Source organism: Streptomyces sp. NPDC088923, assembly GCF_044749745.1.
In the GTDB taxonomy this organism is placed as follows: Bacteria; Actinomycetota; Actinomycetes; order Streptomycetales; family Streptomycetaceae; genus Streptomyces.
This window is the reverse complement of sequence record NZ_JBIVIO010000001.1, coordinates 2,393,009-2,408,075: the sequence shown is the minus strand read 5'-3', so window position 1 is coordinate 2,408,075 and position 15,067 is coordinate 2,393,009. Positions and strand designations below refer to the sequence as shown.

The 15,067-nt window shown below is 75.0% G+C and carries 15 protein-coding genes and 1 pseudogene; 9 read left to right on the top strand and 7 right to left on the bottom strand.

Going from position 1 to position 15,067, the window contains the following annotated elements:
• Positions 1 to 23: 23 nt before the first annotated feature.
• Complete coding sequence (locus ACIP4O_RS10860) at positions 24 to 1,418, top strand: cobyrinate a,c-diamide synthase (protein WP_401573651.1); 1,395 nt, start codon at positions 24 to 26, stop codon at positions 1,416 to 1,418.
• Positions 1,419 to 1,723: 305 nt separating this feature from the next.
• Here the strand turns inward: ACIP4O_RS10860 and ACIP4O_RS10855 are convergent, their stop codons facing one another.
• Positions 1,724 to 2,452 carry a ZIP family metal transporter gene (locus ACIP4O_RS10855; RefSeq protein WP_164286102.1) on the bottom strand — a complete coding sequence of 243 codons (729 nt, stop codon included), beginning with the start codon at positions 2,450 to 2,452 and terminating at the stop codon, positions 1,724 to 1,726.
• A gap of 6 nt (positions 2,453 to 2,458) precedes the next feature.
• Here ACIP4O_RS10855 and cobC point away from each other — a divergent pair, with 6 nt between their 5' ends.
• Positions 2,459 to 3,907 carry an Rv2231c family pyridoxal phosphate-dependent protein CobC gene (gene cobC / locus ACIP4O_RS10850; RefSeq protein WP_401573649.1) on the top strand — a complete coding sequence of 483 codons (1,449 nt, stop codon included), beginning with the start codon at positions 2,459 to 2,461 and terminating at the stop codon, positions 3,905 to 3,907.
• Between the two features lie 270 nt (positions 3,908 to 4,177).
• Here cobC and ACIP4O_RS10845 read toward each other — a convergent pair whose 3' ends face one another.
• Positions 4,178 to 5,218, bottom strand: a complete 1,041-nt coding sequence (locus ACIP4O_RS10845; protein ID WP_401573647.1) for an SCO1860 family LAETG-anchored protein — start codon at positions 5,216 to 5,218, stop codon at positions 4,178 to 4,180.
• Between the two features lie 272 nt (positions 5,219 to 5,490).
• Entirely contained in the window at positions 5,491 to 6,594 is a 1,104-nt protein-coding gene (locus ACIP4O_RS10840) for an amidohydrolase family protein (protein WP_401573645.1), read from the bottom strand.
• Positions 6,595 to 6,744: 150 nt separating this feature from the next.
• Between ACIP4O_RS10840 and ACIP4O_RS10835 the strand changes: the two genes are divergently transcribed.
• From ACIP4O_RS10835 to thpD, 5 genes are all read left to right on the top strand, one after another.
• Positions 6,745 to 7,887 (top strand): aminotransferase class V-fold PLP-dependent enzyme, encoded by a 1,143-nt coding sequence (locus tag ACIP4O_RS10835; RefSeq protein WP_401573643.1) that lies wholly within the window; start codon positions 6,745 to 6,747, stop codon positions 7,885 to 7,887.
• 415 nt (positions 7,888 to 8,302) lie between these two features.
• Positions 8,303 to 8,884, top strand: a complete 582-nt coding sequence (ectA, locus tag ACIP4O_RS10830) for a diaminobutyrate acetyltransferase (RefSeq protein WP_401573641.1) — start codon at positions 8,303 to 8,305, stop codon at positions 8,882 to 8,884.
• A gap of 158 nt (positions 8,885 to 9,042) precedes the next feature.
• A complete protein-coding gene (gene ectB, locus ACIP4O_RS10825) occupies positions 9,043 to 10,311 on the top strand; it encodes a diaminobutyrate--2-oxoglutarate transaminase (RefSeq protein ID WP_401573639.1) in 1,269 nt (422 codons plus the stop codon).
• Positions 10,312 to 10,442: 131 nt separating this feature from the next.
• Positions 10,443 to 10,841, top strand: a complete 399-nt coding sequence (locus ACIP4O_RS10820) for an ectoine synthase (RefSeq protein WP_007828638.1) — start codon at positions 10,443 to 10,445, stop codon at positions 10,839 to 10,841.
• 5 nt (positions 10,842 to 10,846) lie between these two features.
• Positions 10,847 to 11,746 (top strand): ectoine hydroxylase, encoded by a 900-nt coding sequence (gene thpD, locus ACIP4O_RS10815; RefSeq protein ID WP_401573637.1) that lies wholly within the window; start codon positions 10,847 to 10,849, stop codon positions 11,744 to 11,746.
• A 79-nt stretch (positions 11,747 to 11,825) separates the two neighbouring features.
• On the opposite strand, the gene ACIP4O_RS10810 is transcribed toward thpD, so the two are convergent.
• The 3 genes from ACIP4O_RS10810 to ACIP4O_RS10800 all read right to left on the bottom strand — a co-directional run bounded on the left by ACIP4O_RS10810 (position 11,826) and on the right by ACIP4O_RS10800 (position 14,142).
• On the bottom strand, positions 11,826 to 12,863 hold the full coding sequence (locus ACIP4O_RS10810; RefSeq protein WP_401573635.1) for an aminotransferase class V-fold PLP-dependent enzyme: 1,038 nt from the start codon (positions 12,861 to 12,863) through the stop codon (positions 11,826 to 11,828).
• 65 nt (positions 12,864 to 12,928) lie between these two features.
• Positions 12,929 to 13,660 carry a DsbA family oxidoreductase gene (locus ACIP4O_RS10805; protein WP_401573949.1) on the bottom strand — a complete coding sequence of 244 codons (732 nt, stop codon included), beginning with the start codon at positions 13,658 to 13,660 and terminating at the stop codon, positions 12,929 to 12,931.
• Positions 13,661 to 13,914: 254 nt separating this feature from the next.
• Positions 13,915 to 14,142: a hypothetical protein gene (locus ACIP4O_RS10800; RefSeq protein ID WP_164288177.1), complete on the bottom strand. Its 228-nt coding sequence runs from the start codon at positions 14,140 to 14,142 to the stop codon at positions 13,915 to 13,917.
• Between the two features lie 144 nt (positions 14,143 to 14,286).
• Between ACIP4O_RS10800 and ACIP4O_RS10795 the strand changes: the two genes are divergently transcribed.
• Positions 14,287 to 14,502: a hypothetical protein gene (locus ACIP4O_RS10795; RefSeq protein ID WP_361325768.1), complete on the top strand. Its 216-nt coding sequence runs from the start codon at positions 14,287 to 14,289 to the stop codon at positions 14,500 to 14,502.
• A gap of 50 nt (positions 14,503 to 14,552) precedes the next feature.
• Here the strand turns inward: ACIP4O_RS10795 and ACIP4O_RS10790 are convergent.
• Positions 14,553 to 14,711, bottom strand: a pseudogene (locus tag ACIP4O_RS10790) (helix-turn-helix domain-containing protein); the annotation flags it as partial.
• 79 nt (positions 14,712 to 14,790) lie between these two features.
• Between ACIP4O_RS10790 and ACIP4O_RS10785 the strand changes: the two are divergent.
• Complete coding sequence (locus ACIP4O_RS10785; RefSeq protein ID WP_401573633.1) at positions 14,791 to 15,057, top strand: hypothetical protein; 267 nt, start codon at positions 14,791 to 14,793, stop codon at positions 15,055 to 15,057.
• Positions 15,058 to 15,067 lie beyond the last annotated feature (10 nt).

Sequence of the window (15,067 nt, the reverse complement as noted above, 5' to 3'; positions counted from 1 at the left end):
CCGGGCCCTGAAAGCAGCACACGATGACCGCACAGCCCAGTCCCGCGCCCCTCCCCCTCCCGCCGCGCCTCGTCGTCGCCGCGCCCTCCTCCAACAGCGGCAAGACGACCGTCGCGACCGGGCTCATGGCCGCCTTCCGCGCCGCCGGGCTCTCCGTGTCGCCGCACAAGGTGGGCCCCGACTACATCGACCCGGGGTACCACGCGCTCGCGACGGGGCGGCCGGGGCGCAATCTCGACGCGTACCTGTGCGGCACCGACGCCCTCGTGCCGCTCTTCGCGCACGGCGCGCGCGGCGCGGACCTCGCCGTCGTCGAGGGCGTCATGGGGCTGTACGACGGCGCCGCGGGGCAGGGTGAGCTGGCGTCGACCGCGCAGGTCGCGAAGGTGCTCGGGGCCCCGGTCGTACTCGTCGTGGACGCCTCGGCGCAGTCGCGCTCGGTCGCGGCGCTCGTGCACGGGTTCGCGTCCTTCGACCCGGAGGTGCGGATCGGCGGGGTGATCCTCAACAAGGTCGGCTCGGACCGGCACGAGGAGTTGCTGCGGGCCGCGCTCGACGAGGCGGGCGTGTCCGTGCTCGGGGTGCTGCGCCGGACGAAGGAGCTGTTCACGCCCTCGCGGCACCTCGGCCTCGTCCCCGCGGCCGAGCGGCGCGCGGAGGCGGTCGACGCGGTCGCCGCGCTCGCCGCGCACGTACGGGAGGGCTGCGACCTGCCCGCGCTGCTGCGCCTCGCGCACTCGGCGGCGACGCGGAGCGCGGTGCCCTGGCAGCCGCCGCCCGCACCGGTGCCGCCCGGCGGGCGGCCCGTCGTGGCGGTCGCGGGCGGGCCCGCGTTCACGTTCTCGTACGCGGAGCAGGCCGAGGCGCTGACGGCGGCGGGCGCGGAGGTCGTGCGCGTGGACCCGCTGCGCGCCGAGGAACTGCCCGAGGGGACGCGTGCCTTCGTCGTCGGCGGCGGCTTCCCCGAGGTGTACGCGCCCGAGCTGGCCGCGAACGCGCCGCTGCGCGCGGCCGTCGCCGCCCTCGCGCGGGCGGGCGGGCCGGTGTGGGCGGAGTGCGCGGGGCTGCTCTACCTGGCGCGCTCGCTCGACGGGGCGCCGATGTGCGGGGTGCTCGACGCGGACGCGCGCATGACGGAACGCCTGACGCTCGGCTACCGCGAGGCGGTCGCGGTGGGCGACAGCGCGGTGGCCGCGGCGGGGACGCGGACGCGGGGGCACGAGTTCCACCGCACCGTGATCGAGCCGGGCGCGGGCCCGGCCCCGGCGTGGGGGCTGCGGCAGCCGCGCGCCCGCCTGGAGGGCTTCGTCCGGGACACGGTGCACGCGAGCTACCTGCACACCCACCCGGCGGGGCTTCCCGGAGCGGCGGCACGGTTCGTGGCGCGGGCGGCGGGGGCGGGGCCGGTGGCGGGATGAGCGGGGGGAGGACGGGGGACGCACGCGGGAGGAAGGCGGAGGACGTACGCGGCGGGCGGGCCGGTCGCGAGGAAGGCGGCCCCGCGAGCGGCGGGCGGGCCGCGCCCGGAGCGGGCCCGGCCCGCGAGGAACGCCCCGCACACCAGGCGTGGCCCCGCCCCGAGGCGCGCCCCACGCGGCGCGGACCACTCCCGGCACCCGGCGCACGCGGCGAGCCGCCCCCCGGACCCGACGCGCGCACTCCGCGCGAGCAGCAGCGTCCCCTTCCCGCCCCCTTTCGCCCCCTGCCCCTGCCGTCGCCCCCGCTACTCCCCCGCGAAGCCGATGACGAGCCACATCAGCGCCACGCCCGCGACCGTGCACAGGAGGGTCGAGCGGGCCGGGTGGCTGTGGCTGGCCTCGGGGAGGATCTCGGCGGCGGCGATGTACAGGAGGACGCCGCCGAAGAAGCCGAGGTAGCAGGCGAGCGCTTCGCCCGGAATGGTGAACAGGAGCGTGGACGCGGCGCCCGCGACGGGCGCGACGGCGTCGGCGCCGAGCATCGCGAACGCCTTGCGGCGGGCGTTGCCGGTGGCGCGCGTGAGCGTGTACGTGTTGAAGCCGTCCGCGAAGTCGTGGCTGATGACGGCGAGCGCGACGGTGAAGCCGATCGCCTCGCCGACCTGGAACGAGGCGCCGATCGCGATGCCATCGGCGACGCTGTGCCCGACCATCGCGGCGGCGGCGCCGATGCCGACCTGCGGGACCTGCTCGGGGTTCTGCGCGCCGTGGGCGGCGCGGCGCAGCGCGAGGAGGCGTTCGACGACGTGCGCGACGAGGAAGCCCGCGACGAAGAGGAGCAGCGCGGCGGGCACGCCCCACACGTGCCGCCCCGCGCCCTCGATGGCCTCGGGCAGCAGGTCGAGCCCGACGACGCCGAGCATGAGCCCGCCCGCGAAGCCGAGGACGAGGTGGCGCCGGTCGGTGACGTGGTGCGCGGCCCAGCCGCCGACCAGCGTCATCACGAAGGACCCGAGGGCCACGAGCACGACCATGCCTCTTTGCTAGCGGACCCGGCGCCCCGCCGCACCTCGTCGCTCGTGGTGGGTGTCGGCGCGGCGTCGGGCGCGACGGCCGCCGAGGTCGAGGCGCTGGTGCGGGGCACGTTCGGCGCGGCCGGGCTGCCGCTCGCGCGCGTACGTGCCGTGGCGACCGTCGACCGGCGCGCGGACGCGCCCGCGCTCGTGGCGCTCGCGGCGCGGCTCGGCGTGCCGGTCCGGGCGTACGCGCCGCACGAGCTGGCGCGGGTCCCCGTGCCCAGCCCCTCGCGCGCGCCGCGCGCCGCGCTCGGCACCGCTTCGGTCGCCGAGGCCGCGGCGCTCGCGGCGGCGGGGGACCACGGGCGGCTGCTCGTGGCGAAACAGAAATCCGCGCGGGCGACGTGCGCCGTGGCGGAGGACCCGAGGGAGGAACGTGTCATGCCGTCGTACGAGCTGCGCCACCACGGGGACGCGGAGGTGCGCGGGGCCGGGCTCACGGACCTCGCGGTGAACGTGCGCGCGGGGACGCCGCCCACGTGGCTGCGGGAGCGGCTCGCGGACGCGCTCGGCTCGCTCGCCGCGTACCCGGACGACCGGGCCGCGCGCGCGGCGGTCGCGGCGCGGCACGGGCTGGCGCCGGAGCGGGTGCTGCTGACGGCGGGCGCGGCGGAGGCCTTCGTGCTGCTGGCGCGGGCGCTGCCCGCGCGGCGGCCCGTCGTCGTGCACCCGCAGTTCACGGAGCCGGAGGCGGCGCTGCGGGCGGCGGGGCACGCGGTGGAGCGGGTGGTCCTGCGCGAGGCGGACGGCTTCCGGCTCGATCCGGCGCTCGTGCCAAGGGAGGCCGATCTCGTGGTGCTCGGGAACCCGACGAACCCGACGTCGGTGCTGCACCCGGCGGAGGTGGTCGCCTCGCTCGCGCGGCCCGGGCGGACGCTCGTCGTGGACGAGGCGTTCATCGACACGGTGCCGGGGGAACGCGAGTCGCTCGCCTCGCGCACGGACGTCCCCGGGCTTTTGGTGCTGCGGAGTCTCACGAAGACGTGGGGGCTCGCGGGGCTGCGGATCGGCTACGTGCTGGGGGCGCCGGGAACGCTCGCCGCGCTCGCGGCCGCGCAGCCGCTGTGGCCGGTCTCGACGCCCGCGCTCGTGGCGGCCGAGGCGTGCTCGGCGCCGGCCGCGCTCGCGGAGGCGGAGGCGGCGGCGCGCGCCCTCGCGGCCGACAGGGACTATCTCGCGGCGGGGCTCGCGGAGCTGCCGGGGGCGCGGGTCGTGGGTCCGGCGGCGGCCTCGTTCCTGCTGGTGCGGCTGCCGGAGGCGGCGCGGGTGCGGGAGCGGCTGCGGGCCGCCGGGTGGGCGGTGCGGCGCGGGGACACCTTCCCGGGGCTCGGGGAGGAGTGGCTGCGGGTGGCGGTGCGGGACCGGGGGACGAGCGAGCGGTTCCTGAAGGAGGCGCGGGAGCTCGCGGGCTGAGGGGGGAGGGGCGGGGCCCCCCCCCGGCGCGCCAACCCGGCGGGGGGCCCCCCCCCGTGCCCGACGGGGCCCGGGGGGGCCCCCGTCCGGGGGCGGTGGCCCCCGGGGGGCCCGGCGTGGGGGCCCTGGGGGGGGGGGGGGGGCGGGGGGGCTGGGGGGGGGGGGGGGGGCCCCCCCCGGGGGCCCCCCCGGGGGGGGGGCCCCGCCCCCGGTGCCGTACGGGACCGTGCGGGGCCCCGTACGGGCGTCGGTCGCCGCGGGCGGCGGCGGTCAGTTGCCGCGGGCGGCGCGGCGGCCGCGGGCGAACCAGACGGCGCCCGCGCCGCCCACCAGGAGGACGACGGCACCGCCCGCGAGGTAGGGGGTCGTGGAGCTGCCGCCGGTCTCGGCGAGGTTCTCGCCGTCGTCGGACTTCTCGGCGGCCGTGGTCACCGCGGTGCCCTTGGCGCCGTCGCTCCTGGGGCCCTCGTCGCCCTTGCCGTCGCCGCGCGCGGCCGGGGAGGGGCTCGCGGCGTCGTCGGCGGAGTCGTCGGCCGGGGCCGAGGCGGGGGGCTCGGAGGCCGGGGTGCCGGGGGCGGCTCCGTCCGTCTTCGGGGTCTGGCAGGTGGCCCCGGCGAGCGTGACGGTGCCCTCGACCTGGGCGACGCCGAGCTTGAGCGGGTCGACGGAGACCTTCAGCTCCAGCGCGGCGGCGGCCGCCGTGGTGGCGGTCGTGGCGCGCTTGGAGAGGTCGAGGGTGACCTCTCCGACGCCGGGCACCTCGACCCGCGTGGTGCCGCCGGCGGACAGGCGCACGGTCTTGCCGAGGACCTTGACGTGGCCGAGGACGTTCGCCTCGGCCACGGGACGGTGGCCGACCTCGCACACGGCTTTGGAGGTGACCTTCTCGACCTCGATGAGCGAGAGGAGCGGGAGGCCGGGCACGTGGACGCGCGCGCCGACGAGTTCGGTGGAGCCCTCGGCCTTGTGCCCGTCGGCGGTGGCCTTCGCGTGGGCCACGCGGGCGTCGAGCAGGCGGAAGGGGCGGCCCTTGTCGACGCCGTCGAGTGTGGCGGTGAGCGCGGTCTCGTCGGCGTCGCCGGGGGCGCTCACCTCGTTGAGCGAGACGTTGAGCGGCAGGTCGACGGTCTTCCTCAGGAGGGAGACGTCGAGCCCGGTGCGCAGGACGACGGCGCCGGACTTCCCCCCGTGGCCCTCGGTGGCGTGCGCGGTCCCCGCGGTGGCGAGCAGGGCGGGCGCGCCGACGAGGAGCGCGGCCGTGGTGGCGGCGGCGAGACGGCGCACGGGCAGGCCGAAGGTGGTGCTGTTCAAGACGGTGTTACCCCCACAAGAGACATGGAGCCGCCGGCGCGTCCCGGGGACACGGGGGCCGGCGGCCTCGATGCGGGAATCCTCGCGGAACGGGGGTGAAAGAACGACGTACCGCAGCACGTTCACCCTAAAGGGTGGTTTCCGGCATGATGTTCGAAAAGGGAACCGCTCCCCTGCGCACGCGTTCGCCCACGTCACAGCGGTAGGTCCCCCGCGAGGAGGGGCGCTCGACGGCTCCGCACGCGCCCCCGGGGTGCGAAGAGCGCCGTTCCTCAGGCGACGATCCGCCCCGACAGCACCACGCGCCGAGGCGCCGTCAGGACCCGTACGTCCGCGCGCGGGTCGCTCTCGTACACCACGAGGTCGGCCGGGGCGCCCTCCTCCAGACCCGGCCTGCCGAGCCAGGCGCGCGCCTCCCAGACGGCGGCGGAGAGGGCCGATAGCGGCGGGAGGCCCGCGCGGACCAGTTCGGCCACCTCCGTGCCGATGAGGCCGTGCGGGAGGCTGCCGCCCGCGTCGGTGCCGGTGAAGACGGGGACACCGGCGTCGTGGGCGGCACGCACCGTCTCGTAGCGGCGGGCGTGGAGGCGGCGCATGTGGGCCGACCAGCGCGGGAACTTGGCCTCACCGCCGTCCGCGAGGCGCGGGAACGTCGCGATGTTGACGAGGGTCGGGACGATCGCGACGCCGCGCGCGGCGAAGAGCGGGATCGTGTCCTCGGTGAGGCCCGTGGCGTGCTCGACGCAGTCGATGCCCGCCTCGACGAGGTCGGTGAGCGAGTCCTCGGCGAAGCAGTGCGCGGTGACGCGGGCGCCGAGCCGGTGCGCCTCGGCGATCGCCGCCTCGACGGCGCCGCGCGGCCAGCACGCCGTCAGGTCGCCCTCCTCGCGGTCGATCCAGTCGCCGACGAGCTTGACCCAGCCGTCGCCTCGCCGCGCCTCGCGCGCCACGTACGCGACGAGGTCCTCGGGCTCGATCTCGTGCGCGAAGTCGCGGATGTAGCGGCGGGTACGGGCGATGTGCCGCCCGGCGCGGATGATGCGGGGCAGGTCCTCGCGCGCGTCCGTCCACCGCGTGTCGGAGGGCGAGCCCGCGTCGCGGAGCAGCAGCGCGCCCGCGTCCCGCTCGGTGAGCGCCTGTTTCTCGGCCTCCTCCGCGGGCACCGCCCCGTGCGCGTCGAGCCCGACGTGGCAGTGCGCGTCGACGAGCCCGGGCAGCGCCCAGCCCTCGACGGTCCGCACGTCCCGCGCCCGAGCGGGCGGCGTGAACGCGACCCGCCCGCCGACCACCCACACCTCGTCGCGCACCTCCTCGGGCCCCACGAGTACGGCCCCCTTCACCCGCAGCACCGGCGTGTTCTCCCTCGCGTCGCTCATGACCGGCACCCTAGAAGGCGGCCTGCCCCGCCCCTTCCCCCGCACCCCCTGAGTACCCTCGCAACCGGCCCGCACGGCCACCGTCCCCGCGCGCGACACCGCACGCAGCACCGCACGCAGCACCCGCTGACACGCAGAAAGAGTCCCCTCGTGACGCACCCCCTGCTTGACCTCACTCCCCTGACCGCCCACCACTTCGCCGCGATCGAGCGCAAGGTCGCCGCCCTGCTCGGGCTCGACGCGCCCGGGAGCGGGGGGCACGAACTCGTCGTGACGCAGGGCGAGGCGCTGCTGCCCCTGGAAGGGTGCATCCGGGGCGTCGCCGGTCCGGGGACGGTCGCGCTGAACCTCGTGACCGGCCCGTACGGGCAGACCTTCGGCAACTGGCTGCGCGACTGCGGCGCCACCGTGCACGACCTCGCCGTGCCCTTCGACACGGCGGTGAGCGCGGAGCAGGTGCGCGAGGCGCTTCAGGCGCACCCGGAGACGGACTTCGTCTCGCTCGTGCACGCGGAGGCCGCGACGGGCAACACGAACCCCGTCGCGGAGATCGGCGAGGTGGTGCGCGAGCACGGCGCGCTCCTCATGCTCGACGCCGTCGCCTCGGTGGGCGCGGAGCCGCTGCTGCCCGCCGCGTGGGGCGTGGACCTGTGCGTGATCGGGGCACAGAAGGCGCTCGGCGGCCCCGCCGGGGTCTCGGTGGCCGCGCTGAGCCCGCGTGCCTGGGAGCGCCTGGAGGCGAACCGGGCGGCCCCGCGCGGCTCGTACCTCTCGCTGCTCGACTGGAAGCACCGGTGGATCGACGCGGGCCGCAAGGCGCTCCCGCACGCCCCGGCCCAGCTGGAGATGCTCGCGCTCGAAGCCTGCCTGGAGCGCTTCGCCGCGGAGGGCCCGGACGTCGTGCGCGGGCGGCACGCGCGCGCGGCGGCGGCGGTACGGGCCGGGCTCGCCGCGCTCGGGACGCCGCTGACCCCGTACGTGACCGAGGCGCGCGACGCCGCCCCTGTCGCGACGACGGTCCGGGTGCCCGTGGCGGGGACGGGCCCGGACGCGGGCACGCTCGTGGCGAAGGCGCTCGCCGCGCGCCCCTCGCTGCCGCTCGCCGCGGGCGGCGGCGCGCTCGCGGCCGAGATGATCCGCGTCAACCACTACGGTCCGCTGGCCGCGGAGAACGTCGTACGCGACAGCCTGCGCGCGCTCGCCGCCGCGTGGAGCGAGGCGACGGGCGAGCCGGCCGACACCCGCGCGGCCGACCGCGCGGTGGCCGAGACCTGGGCGGCCGGACAGGCGTGAGCCACGCGGGGGCGGGGGTGGAGCCGGGGTCTGGCACCCGGTGCCACCCTCCGCGTTCATCCCGCGACATCTTGGAAATGCCCCACACATATTCGGCACGATATAAACTCCGGATTAATTCCCGGTGCGTTATTGCGCGCAGCTTCCCATTTTCTTCTGCCCGCTTTCCCGGGGACTAAACAAGAAGTTTTACCCCCCGTACATTTTCCATAATTCGGACAGGTTCCACGGGTGTTACTTTTTTGTGACCGAGCCCACAGAAAGCCCCCATTCACCCCCAATGTCCGCCGCATACCAGGCATTTCGCAAGGGATTTCGCGCCCGAGCACCCGCACGCGCGATAACACAGAACACCCTTTCGCCCAACCCTGGCACCCGATGCATTTTCTGCGCCTGCTGGGTAAGTTCAAATCCCATGACCGCCGCACAAGCAGACCTCACCGCACCCCGTGCCGCATTCCGGGAAATGCCGGAGGGACTACGCCTTGACGGCCCACGCGTGCAGGACGGCGCCGCGCTGTGGCGTCTCGCCCGCGACTCGGGAAAGCTCGACCTGAACTCCTCGTACAGCTACCTGCTGTGGTGCCGCGACTTCGCCGCGACCTCCGTGGTGGCGCGGGACGCCGCCGGGGACCCGGTCGGTTTCGTCACCGGTTACCTCCGGCCCGAACGCCCCGGCGTCCTCGTCGTGTGGCAGGTCGCCGTGGCCGCCTCGCAGCAGGGCCGGGGCCTGGCCGCCGCGCTGCTCGACGGGCTCGCCGCGCGGGTCGCCGCGCGCACGGAGCTGCACGGCCTGGAGACCACCATCACCCCCGGCAACGTCCCGTCCGAGCGACTGTTCACCTCCTTCGCCGCCCGGCACGGCGCGGGCCTGGAGCGCGAGGTGCTCTTCGACGCGGAGCTGTTCCCCGCGGACGACGAGGCCGGACACGAGCCCGAAGTGCTGTACCGCATCGGCCCGCTCGCCCTCGCGGCGGCCCGCGCCGAGGCGGCCTGAGCCGAGCGGTCGGTCCGCTCCCCACCCGGGGGCGGCCCGTACACCGGACGGCACCCCCGGGCCCGTACCGCCGACCGGCACCACGGTCCCGCATCCGTACCCGTACCGCAGTCCACACTCCCTGCTCCGCTCCATCCCCTTCCTCCCAGGAGACAGCTGTGACCATCGCCCCGCCCGCCCTGAGCGTCTTCGAGACCCTTGAGTCGGAGGTGCGCAGTTACTGCCGAAGCTGGCCCGCCGTGTTCGACCGCGCGCAGGGCAGCCGCCTCTACGACGAGGACGGCCACGCGTACCTGGACTTCTTCTCCGGGGCCGGCGCCCTCAACTACGGCCACAACAACCCGGTCCTGAAACGCGCGCTGATCGACTACATCGAGCGCGACGGCATCACGCACGGCCTCGACATGGGGACCACGGCCAAGCGCGCGTTCCTGGAGACCTTCCAGAACGTCGTCCTGCGCCCGCGCGACCTGCCGTACAAGGTCATGTTCCCCGGCCCGACGGGGACCAACGCGGTCGAGGCGGCGCTCAAGCTGGCCCGCAAGGTCAAGGGCCGCGAGTCGATCGTCTCCTTCACCAACGCCTTCCACGGCATGTCGCTCGGCTCCCTCGCCGTCACGGGGAACGCCTTCAAGCGCGCGGGCGCCGGTGTTCCCCTCGTGCACGGCACGCCGATGCCCTTCGACAACTACCTCGACGGGCAGACCCCCGACTTCCTCTGGTTCGAGCGGCTGCTCGACGACCAGGGTTCCGGGCTCAACAAGCCCGCCGCCGTCATCGTCGAGACCGTGCAGGGCGAGGGCGGCATCAACGTCGCGCGGCCCGAGTGGCTGCGCGCCCTGTCCGAGCTGTGCAAGCGGCAGGACATGCTGCTCATCGTCGACGACATCCAGATGGGCTGCGGCCGGACCGGCGCCTTCTTCTCCTTCGAGGAATCGGGCATCACGCCGGACATCGTCACGCTGTCCAAGTCCATCGGCGGCTACGGGATGCCGATGTCGCTGTGCCTGTTCCGCCCCGAGCTGGACGTGTGGGAGCCGGGCGAGCACAACGGCACCTTCCGCGGCAACAACCCGGCCTTCGTGACGGCCGCCGCCGCCCTGGAGGCCTACTGGGCCGACGGCCAGATGGAGAAGCAGACCCTCGCCCGCGGCGAGCAGGTCGAGGCGGCGCTGCGCGCGATCTGCCTCGAACACTCCCAGCTCGGCGCCTCCTACCGGGGCCGCGGCCTCGTGTGGGGCCTGGAGTTCGAGGACCACGAGCAGGCGACGAAGGTGTGCCGCCGCGCCTTCGAGCACGGGCTGCTCCTGGAGACCTCCGGCCCGCGCAGCGAGGTCGTCAAACTGCTGCCCGCGCTCACCACGACCCCCGAGGAACTGGACGAGGGTCTCCGCATCCTCGCCCGCTCGGTCCGCGAGACCGCCTAGGTCCGCGAGACCGCCTAGGTCCGCGAGACCGCCCGAGAGCCGGTACGGGGCCGGGCCGCCTGACGCGACGCGGCCCGCCCCCGTACCCGTAGAGAAACAACCGCACCACGGAAGAGAGGCACAGGGACACCGTGCTCATTCGCTCGTTCAAGGACATCGAGGGCACCGACCGGCACATCGTCGCCGAGTCGGGCACCTGGGAGAGCAAGCGCATCGTGCTCGCCAAGGAGAAGGTCGGCTTCTCGCTGCACGAAACGATCATGTACGCCGGCACCGAGACGACGATGCACTACGCCAACCACATCGAGGCGGTGCTCTGTGTCGAGGGCGAGGCGGAGCTGACCGACGAGGCCACGGGTGAGAAGCACTGGATCACCCCCGGCACGATGTACCTGCTCAACAACCACGACCTGCACACGATGCGGCCCAAGACCGACTTCCGCTGCGTCTGCGTCTTCAACCCGCCCGTGACCGGGCGCGAGGAGCACGACGAGAACGGCGTCTACCCGCTGCTGACCGAGGAGGACTGAACGATATGACCGTCACCCACGACAAGATCACGGACCTCTACCCGACCCGCGGCAAGACCGAGGTCTCCACTCCGCGCCAGGACCCGGTGGTGTGGTCCGCGCCCGGGACCCGGGGGCCGATCAGCGCCGGTGACCTCGCCTCCTTCGAGGAGAACGGCTTCCACGCGATCCCTGAGCTGCTCACGCCGGACGAGGTCTCCGTCTACCGCGCCGAGCTGGACCGGCTCGTCGCCGACCCGGCGATCCGCGCCGACGAGCGCTCCATCGTGGAGCCGCAGTCGCAGGAGATCCGCTCCGTCTTCGAGATCCACAAGATCAGCGAGGTCTTCGCGAACCTCGTGCGCGACGAGCGGCTGCTGGACCGCGCTCGGCAGATCCTCGGCTCGGACGTCTACGTCCACCAGTCGCGGATCAACGTCAAGCCCGGTTTCGGCGCCTCCGGCTTCTACTGGCACTCGGACTTCGAGACGTGGCACGCGGAGGACGGCATGCCGAACATGCGCGCCGTCTCGGTGTCGATCGCGCTCACCGAGAACTACGACACCAACGGCGGGCTCATGATCATGCCCGGCTCGCACCAGACCTTCCTGGGCTGCGCGGGCGAGACGCCGAAGGACAACTACAAGAAGTCGCTCCAGATGCAGGACGCGGGCACGCCCTCGGACGAGGCGCTCACCGAGATGGCCGGGAAGTGGGGCATCAAGCTCTTCACCGGCAAGGCCGGTTCGGCGACCTGGTTCGACTGCAACGCGATGCACGGCTCGGGCGACAACATCACGCCCTTCCCGCGCAGCAACGTGTTCCTCGTCTTCAACAGCGTCGAGAACGCCGCGGTCGAGCCCTTCGCGGCGCCGATCCGGCGGCCCGAGTTCATCGGGGCCAGGGACTTCACGCCGATCCGCTGAGGACCGGAGGGTTCCGCTACGAGGGCGGGGCCGCGCACCACGGGGGTGCGCGGCCCCGCCCTCGTAGCGTGTCCGGACCTCAGCCCAGCGCCGCGAGCAGCGCGTCGACGTCCGCCGCCGAGTTGTAGAGGTGGAAGGACGCGCGCAGATTGCCCGCGCGGTCCGAGACCTCGATACCGGCCCGCGCGAGATCCGCCTGCCGCCCGCCGAGGCCCGGGACGGAGACGATCGCGGAGCCCGGCGCGGGCAGCGGTTCATGGCCGAGTGCGCGCAGCCCGGTGGTGAAGCGCTCGGCGAGCGCGAGGTCGTGCGCGTGGACGGTCGCGACGCCGAGGCGCTCGATGACGCCCATCGCCTCGGCCGCGCCCTCGTAGGAGAAGAGGGGCTGTGCGGTGTCGAAGCGGCGCGCGTCGGGGGCGGGTTCGCGGACCGGGCCGTACGTGCTCGTCCAGGGGTCGGCGCCGCTCAGCCAGCCGCCGAGGAGCGGCCGCAGGCCACCGAGGTCCTCGGGGACGACGAGGAAGCCGACGCCGTGCGCGGCGCCGAGCCACTTGAAGCCGACGGTCGCGGTGAAGTCGTCCCCGGCCGCGTCGAACGGCAGCCAGCCCGCCGCCTGCGAGACGTCGACGAAGGTACGGGCGCCGTGGGCGCGCGCGGCGGCGCGGATCGCGGGCAGGTCCGCGAGCCGGCCGTCGGCGGACTGCACCGAGGAGACCGCGACGAGCGCGGTGCCGGGGCGGACCTCTTCGGCGAGGCGGTCGAGCGGGACGGTGCGGACCTTGATCCCGGGGCGGACGTGGAAGGGGTTCACCACGGAGGCGAAATCGCCCTCAGCGGTGAGGACTTCGGCGCCCTCGGGGAGAGCGGCGGCGACGAGCCCGGCGTAGGTGGCGACCGAGGTGCCGGCGGCGACGCGGCTCACCGGGACTCCGGCGAGGCGGGCGAAGGCGGCGCGGGCGGCGGCCACGGCGGGGAAGGCGTCGGCCCCGTGCCCGTACTCGCGGCGCTCGACGGCGGCCCGGATCGCGTCGGCGGCCGAGCGGGCGAGCAGGCCGTGGCTCGCGGTGTTCAGGTGGATGCGGCGGGGGCGGTACTCCTCCGGTGCGAGATTCTCCATGGCCCCATCGTGGGGGGCCGCGGGGCTCACGTCCATGGCGTGACGCGAGCCCCGTCCCGGCGGTATCAGCCCTGGCGCGGCGGCACCGCGCAGCCCTCGGGGCCGCACACCCCGGCCTCGTCGGCGCCGGCGACGGGCGCGAGGGGGGTCGGCCGGGGCAGCGCGTCCCACGCCTGCTGGAGCGCCTGCGCGAAGACCTCGACGGGCTGGGCGCCGGAGACGCCGTAGCGGCGGTCGAGGACGAAGAACGGCACGCCGCCTGCGCCCAGCTCGGCGGCCTCCCGCTCATCGGCGCGCACGTCGGCCGCGTACTTCTCCGGGTCCGCGAGGACGGTGCGCGTCTCGGCCTCGTCGAGCCCGGCGGCGACGGCGATCGCGACGAGGCGCTCGGTGTCGTTGAAGACGCTCCGCTCCTCCGCGAAGTTCGCCTTGTACAGGCCGTCGATCACGGCGTCCTGGCGGCCCTTGTCCTTGGCGAGGTGGAGCAGGCGGTGCATGTCGAAGGTGTTGCCGGAGTCGCGGCCCTCGGTCAGGTAGTCGAGGCCCTCGCCCGTCGCGTTCTCCTTGAGCCGCGCCTCGCCCTGCCGGGCCTGCTCCAGGCTCATGCCGTACTTCTCGGCGAGCATGGGCAGGACCTGGACGACCTCGTCCTTCGCGGCGGAGGGGTCCAGCTCGAAGGAGCGGTGTACGACCTCGACCTGCTCGCGGTGCGCGAAGCCGTCGAGCGCCCGCTCGAAACGGGCCTTCCCGACATAGCACCAAGGACAGGCGATGTCCGTCCAGATCTCCACGCGCAGCGGGGAAGGGACCGGGGCCGCCAGAGGTGTCACCATCGGGTTCTGCTCTCTTCGTGTCATGCGTACGGGTAAGAGAACGGGCCGCCCCGCGGCACGGGGGACCCCTTCGAGAGGCCCGAACGCACACGGCCCGCCGTTCATTCCCCGGCGCCCGGGCGCGGGGGCTCGCCGGGCCCGGGCGCGGAGCACTTCCCGCACAGCGGGGCTCAGGGGGCGCTTCCCGCGGGTGGCTGTGGGCGCTTCCCGCGGGTGGCTCAGGGCACTTCCCGCAGGTACAGGGCGCCGCACGTCTTGCAGAAGGGGCGTGCGGCGGAGGTGCCCCAGGCGTCGGCGGACTGGGTCGCGGCGGCCGGGTCGAGCAGGAGTCCGCAGAGCGTGCGCGGCTCCTGCGTCCCGCGCACCATGTGCCACTTGCGCACGGGGGCCTCCGGATCGCCGGGCGTGTCGCCCTCGGCGTACTCGGCGCGCATGTGGTGCTCCATCGCTGCTCCCTGTCCTGTGAGGTGTGATCCCATGGCAGCACAGCCGGGCCGCCCGCGCGCGCCGACCCCGCTCGTCGGCCGAGGCACGGCCCCGCTCGCCCTGGCCGGGCGAGGCGGCGTCAGGACGCTGGCACAATTGCCGACATGAGCCGACAGGGGTGGTCCGACGCGTACGGCTCCGGGAGTACCGGTCGCCGGCTCCCGGTGCGCTGTGTCAAGTGCGCGGACACCCACGTCATCCTCACCAAGACCGGCACGCCGGACGGCGGCGAGGTGTTGCGCTGGCGGTACACGTGCCTGGACTGCCGGGTCGCGTGGTGGGTGGACGAGCACGGCGGGGCGCTCGACGACTACGCGTGAGCGGGGCGGGGGACGAGGGCGCGGGGGACCCGTGAGCCGCCCCCGCGGGGTCAGGCGCTCAGCCGCGTGAACTGCGCCCGGTAGGCGCTGGGCGTGAGGCCCGCGCGCTGGAGCAGGTGCTTGCGCAGCGAGTCGGCGCTGCCGAGCCCGCAGGCCTCGGCGATCCGGTCCATGGGAAGTTCCGTCGTCTCCAGGAGTTCCTTCGCGCGGTTCGACGCGGGGCCCGGGACGTCCTCGGTGGCGCTCGCCTTCGCGCTCGTACCGCTCGCGCTCGGGTGCGCGCTGACCGTGCCCGCGCTCACGACGCTGATGATGGAGGCGGTTCCGGCGGCGCGTGCCGGGGTCGCCGCCGGGGTGCTCGACGCGGCGCGGCAGAACGCGGCGAGGCTCGCGAGGGCGGTCTTCGGCTCGCTCGTGGCGGGCGGCTTCGCGGGCGGGACGCGGGCGAGCCTGGCGATCACGTCGGTCGTCTTCGCGGGGGCCGCGCTGGCGACGTACCGGCTGACGAGGACGGACGCGCGGGAAACGGCGCCCGCACCCGCCGGGCGTCCCTAGGATCGTCCGC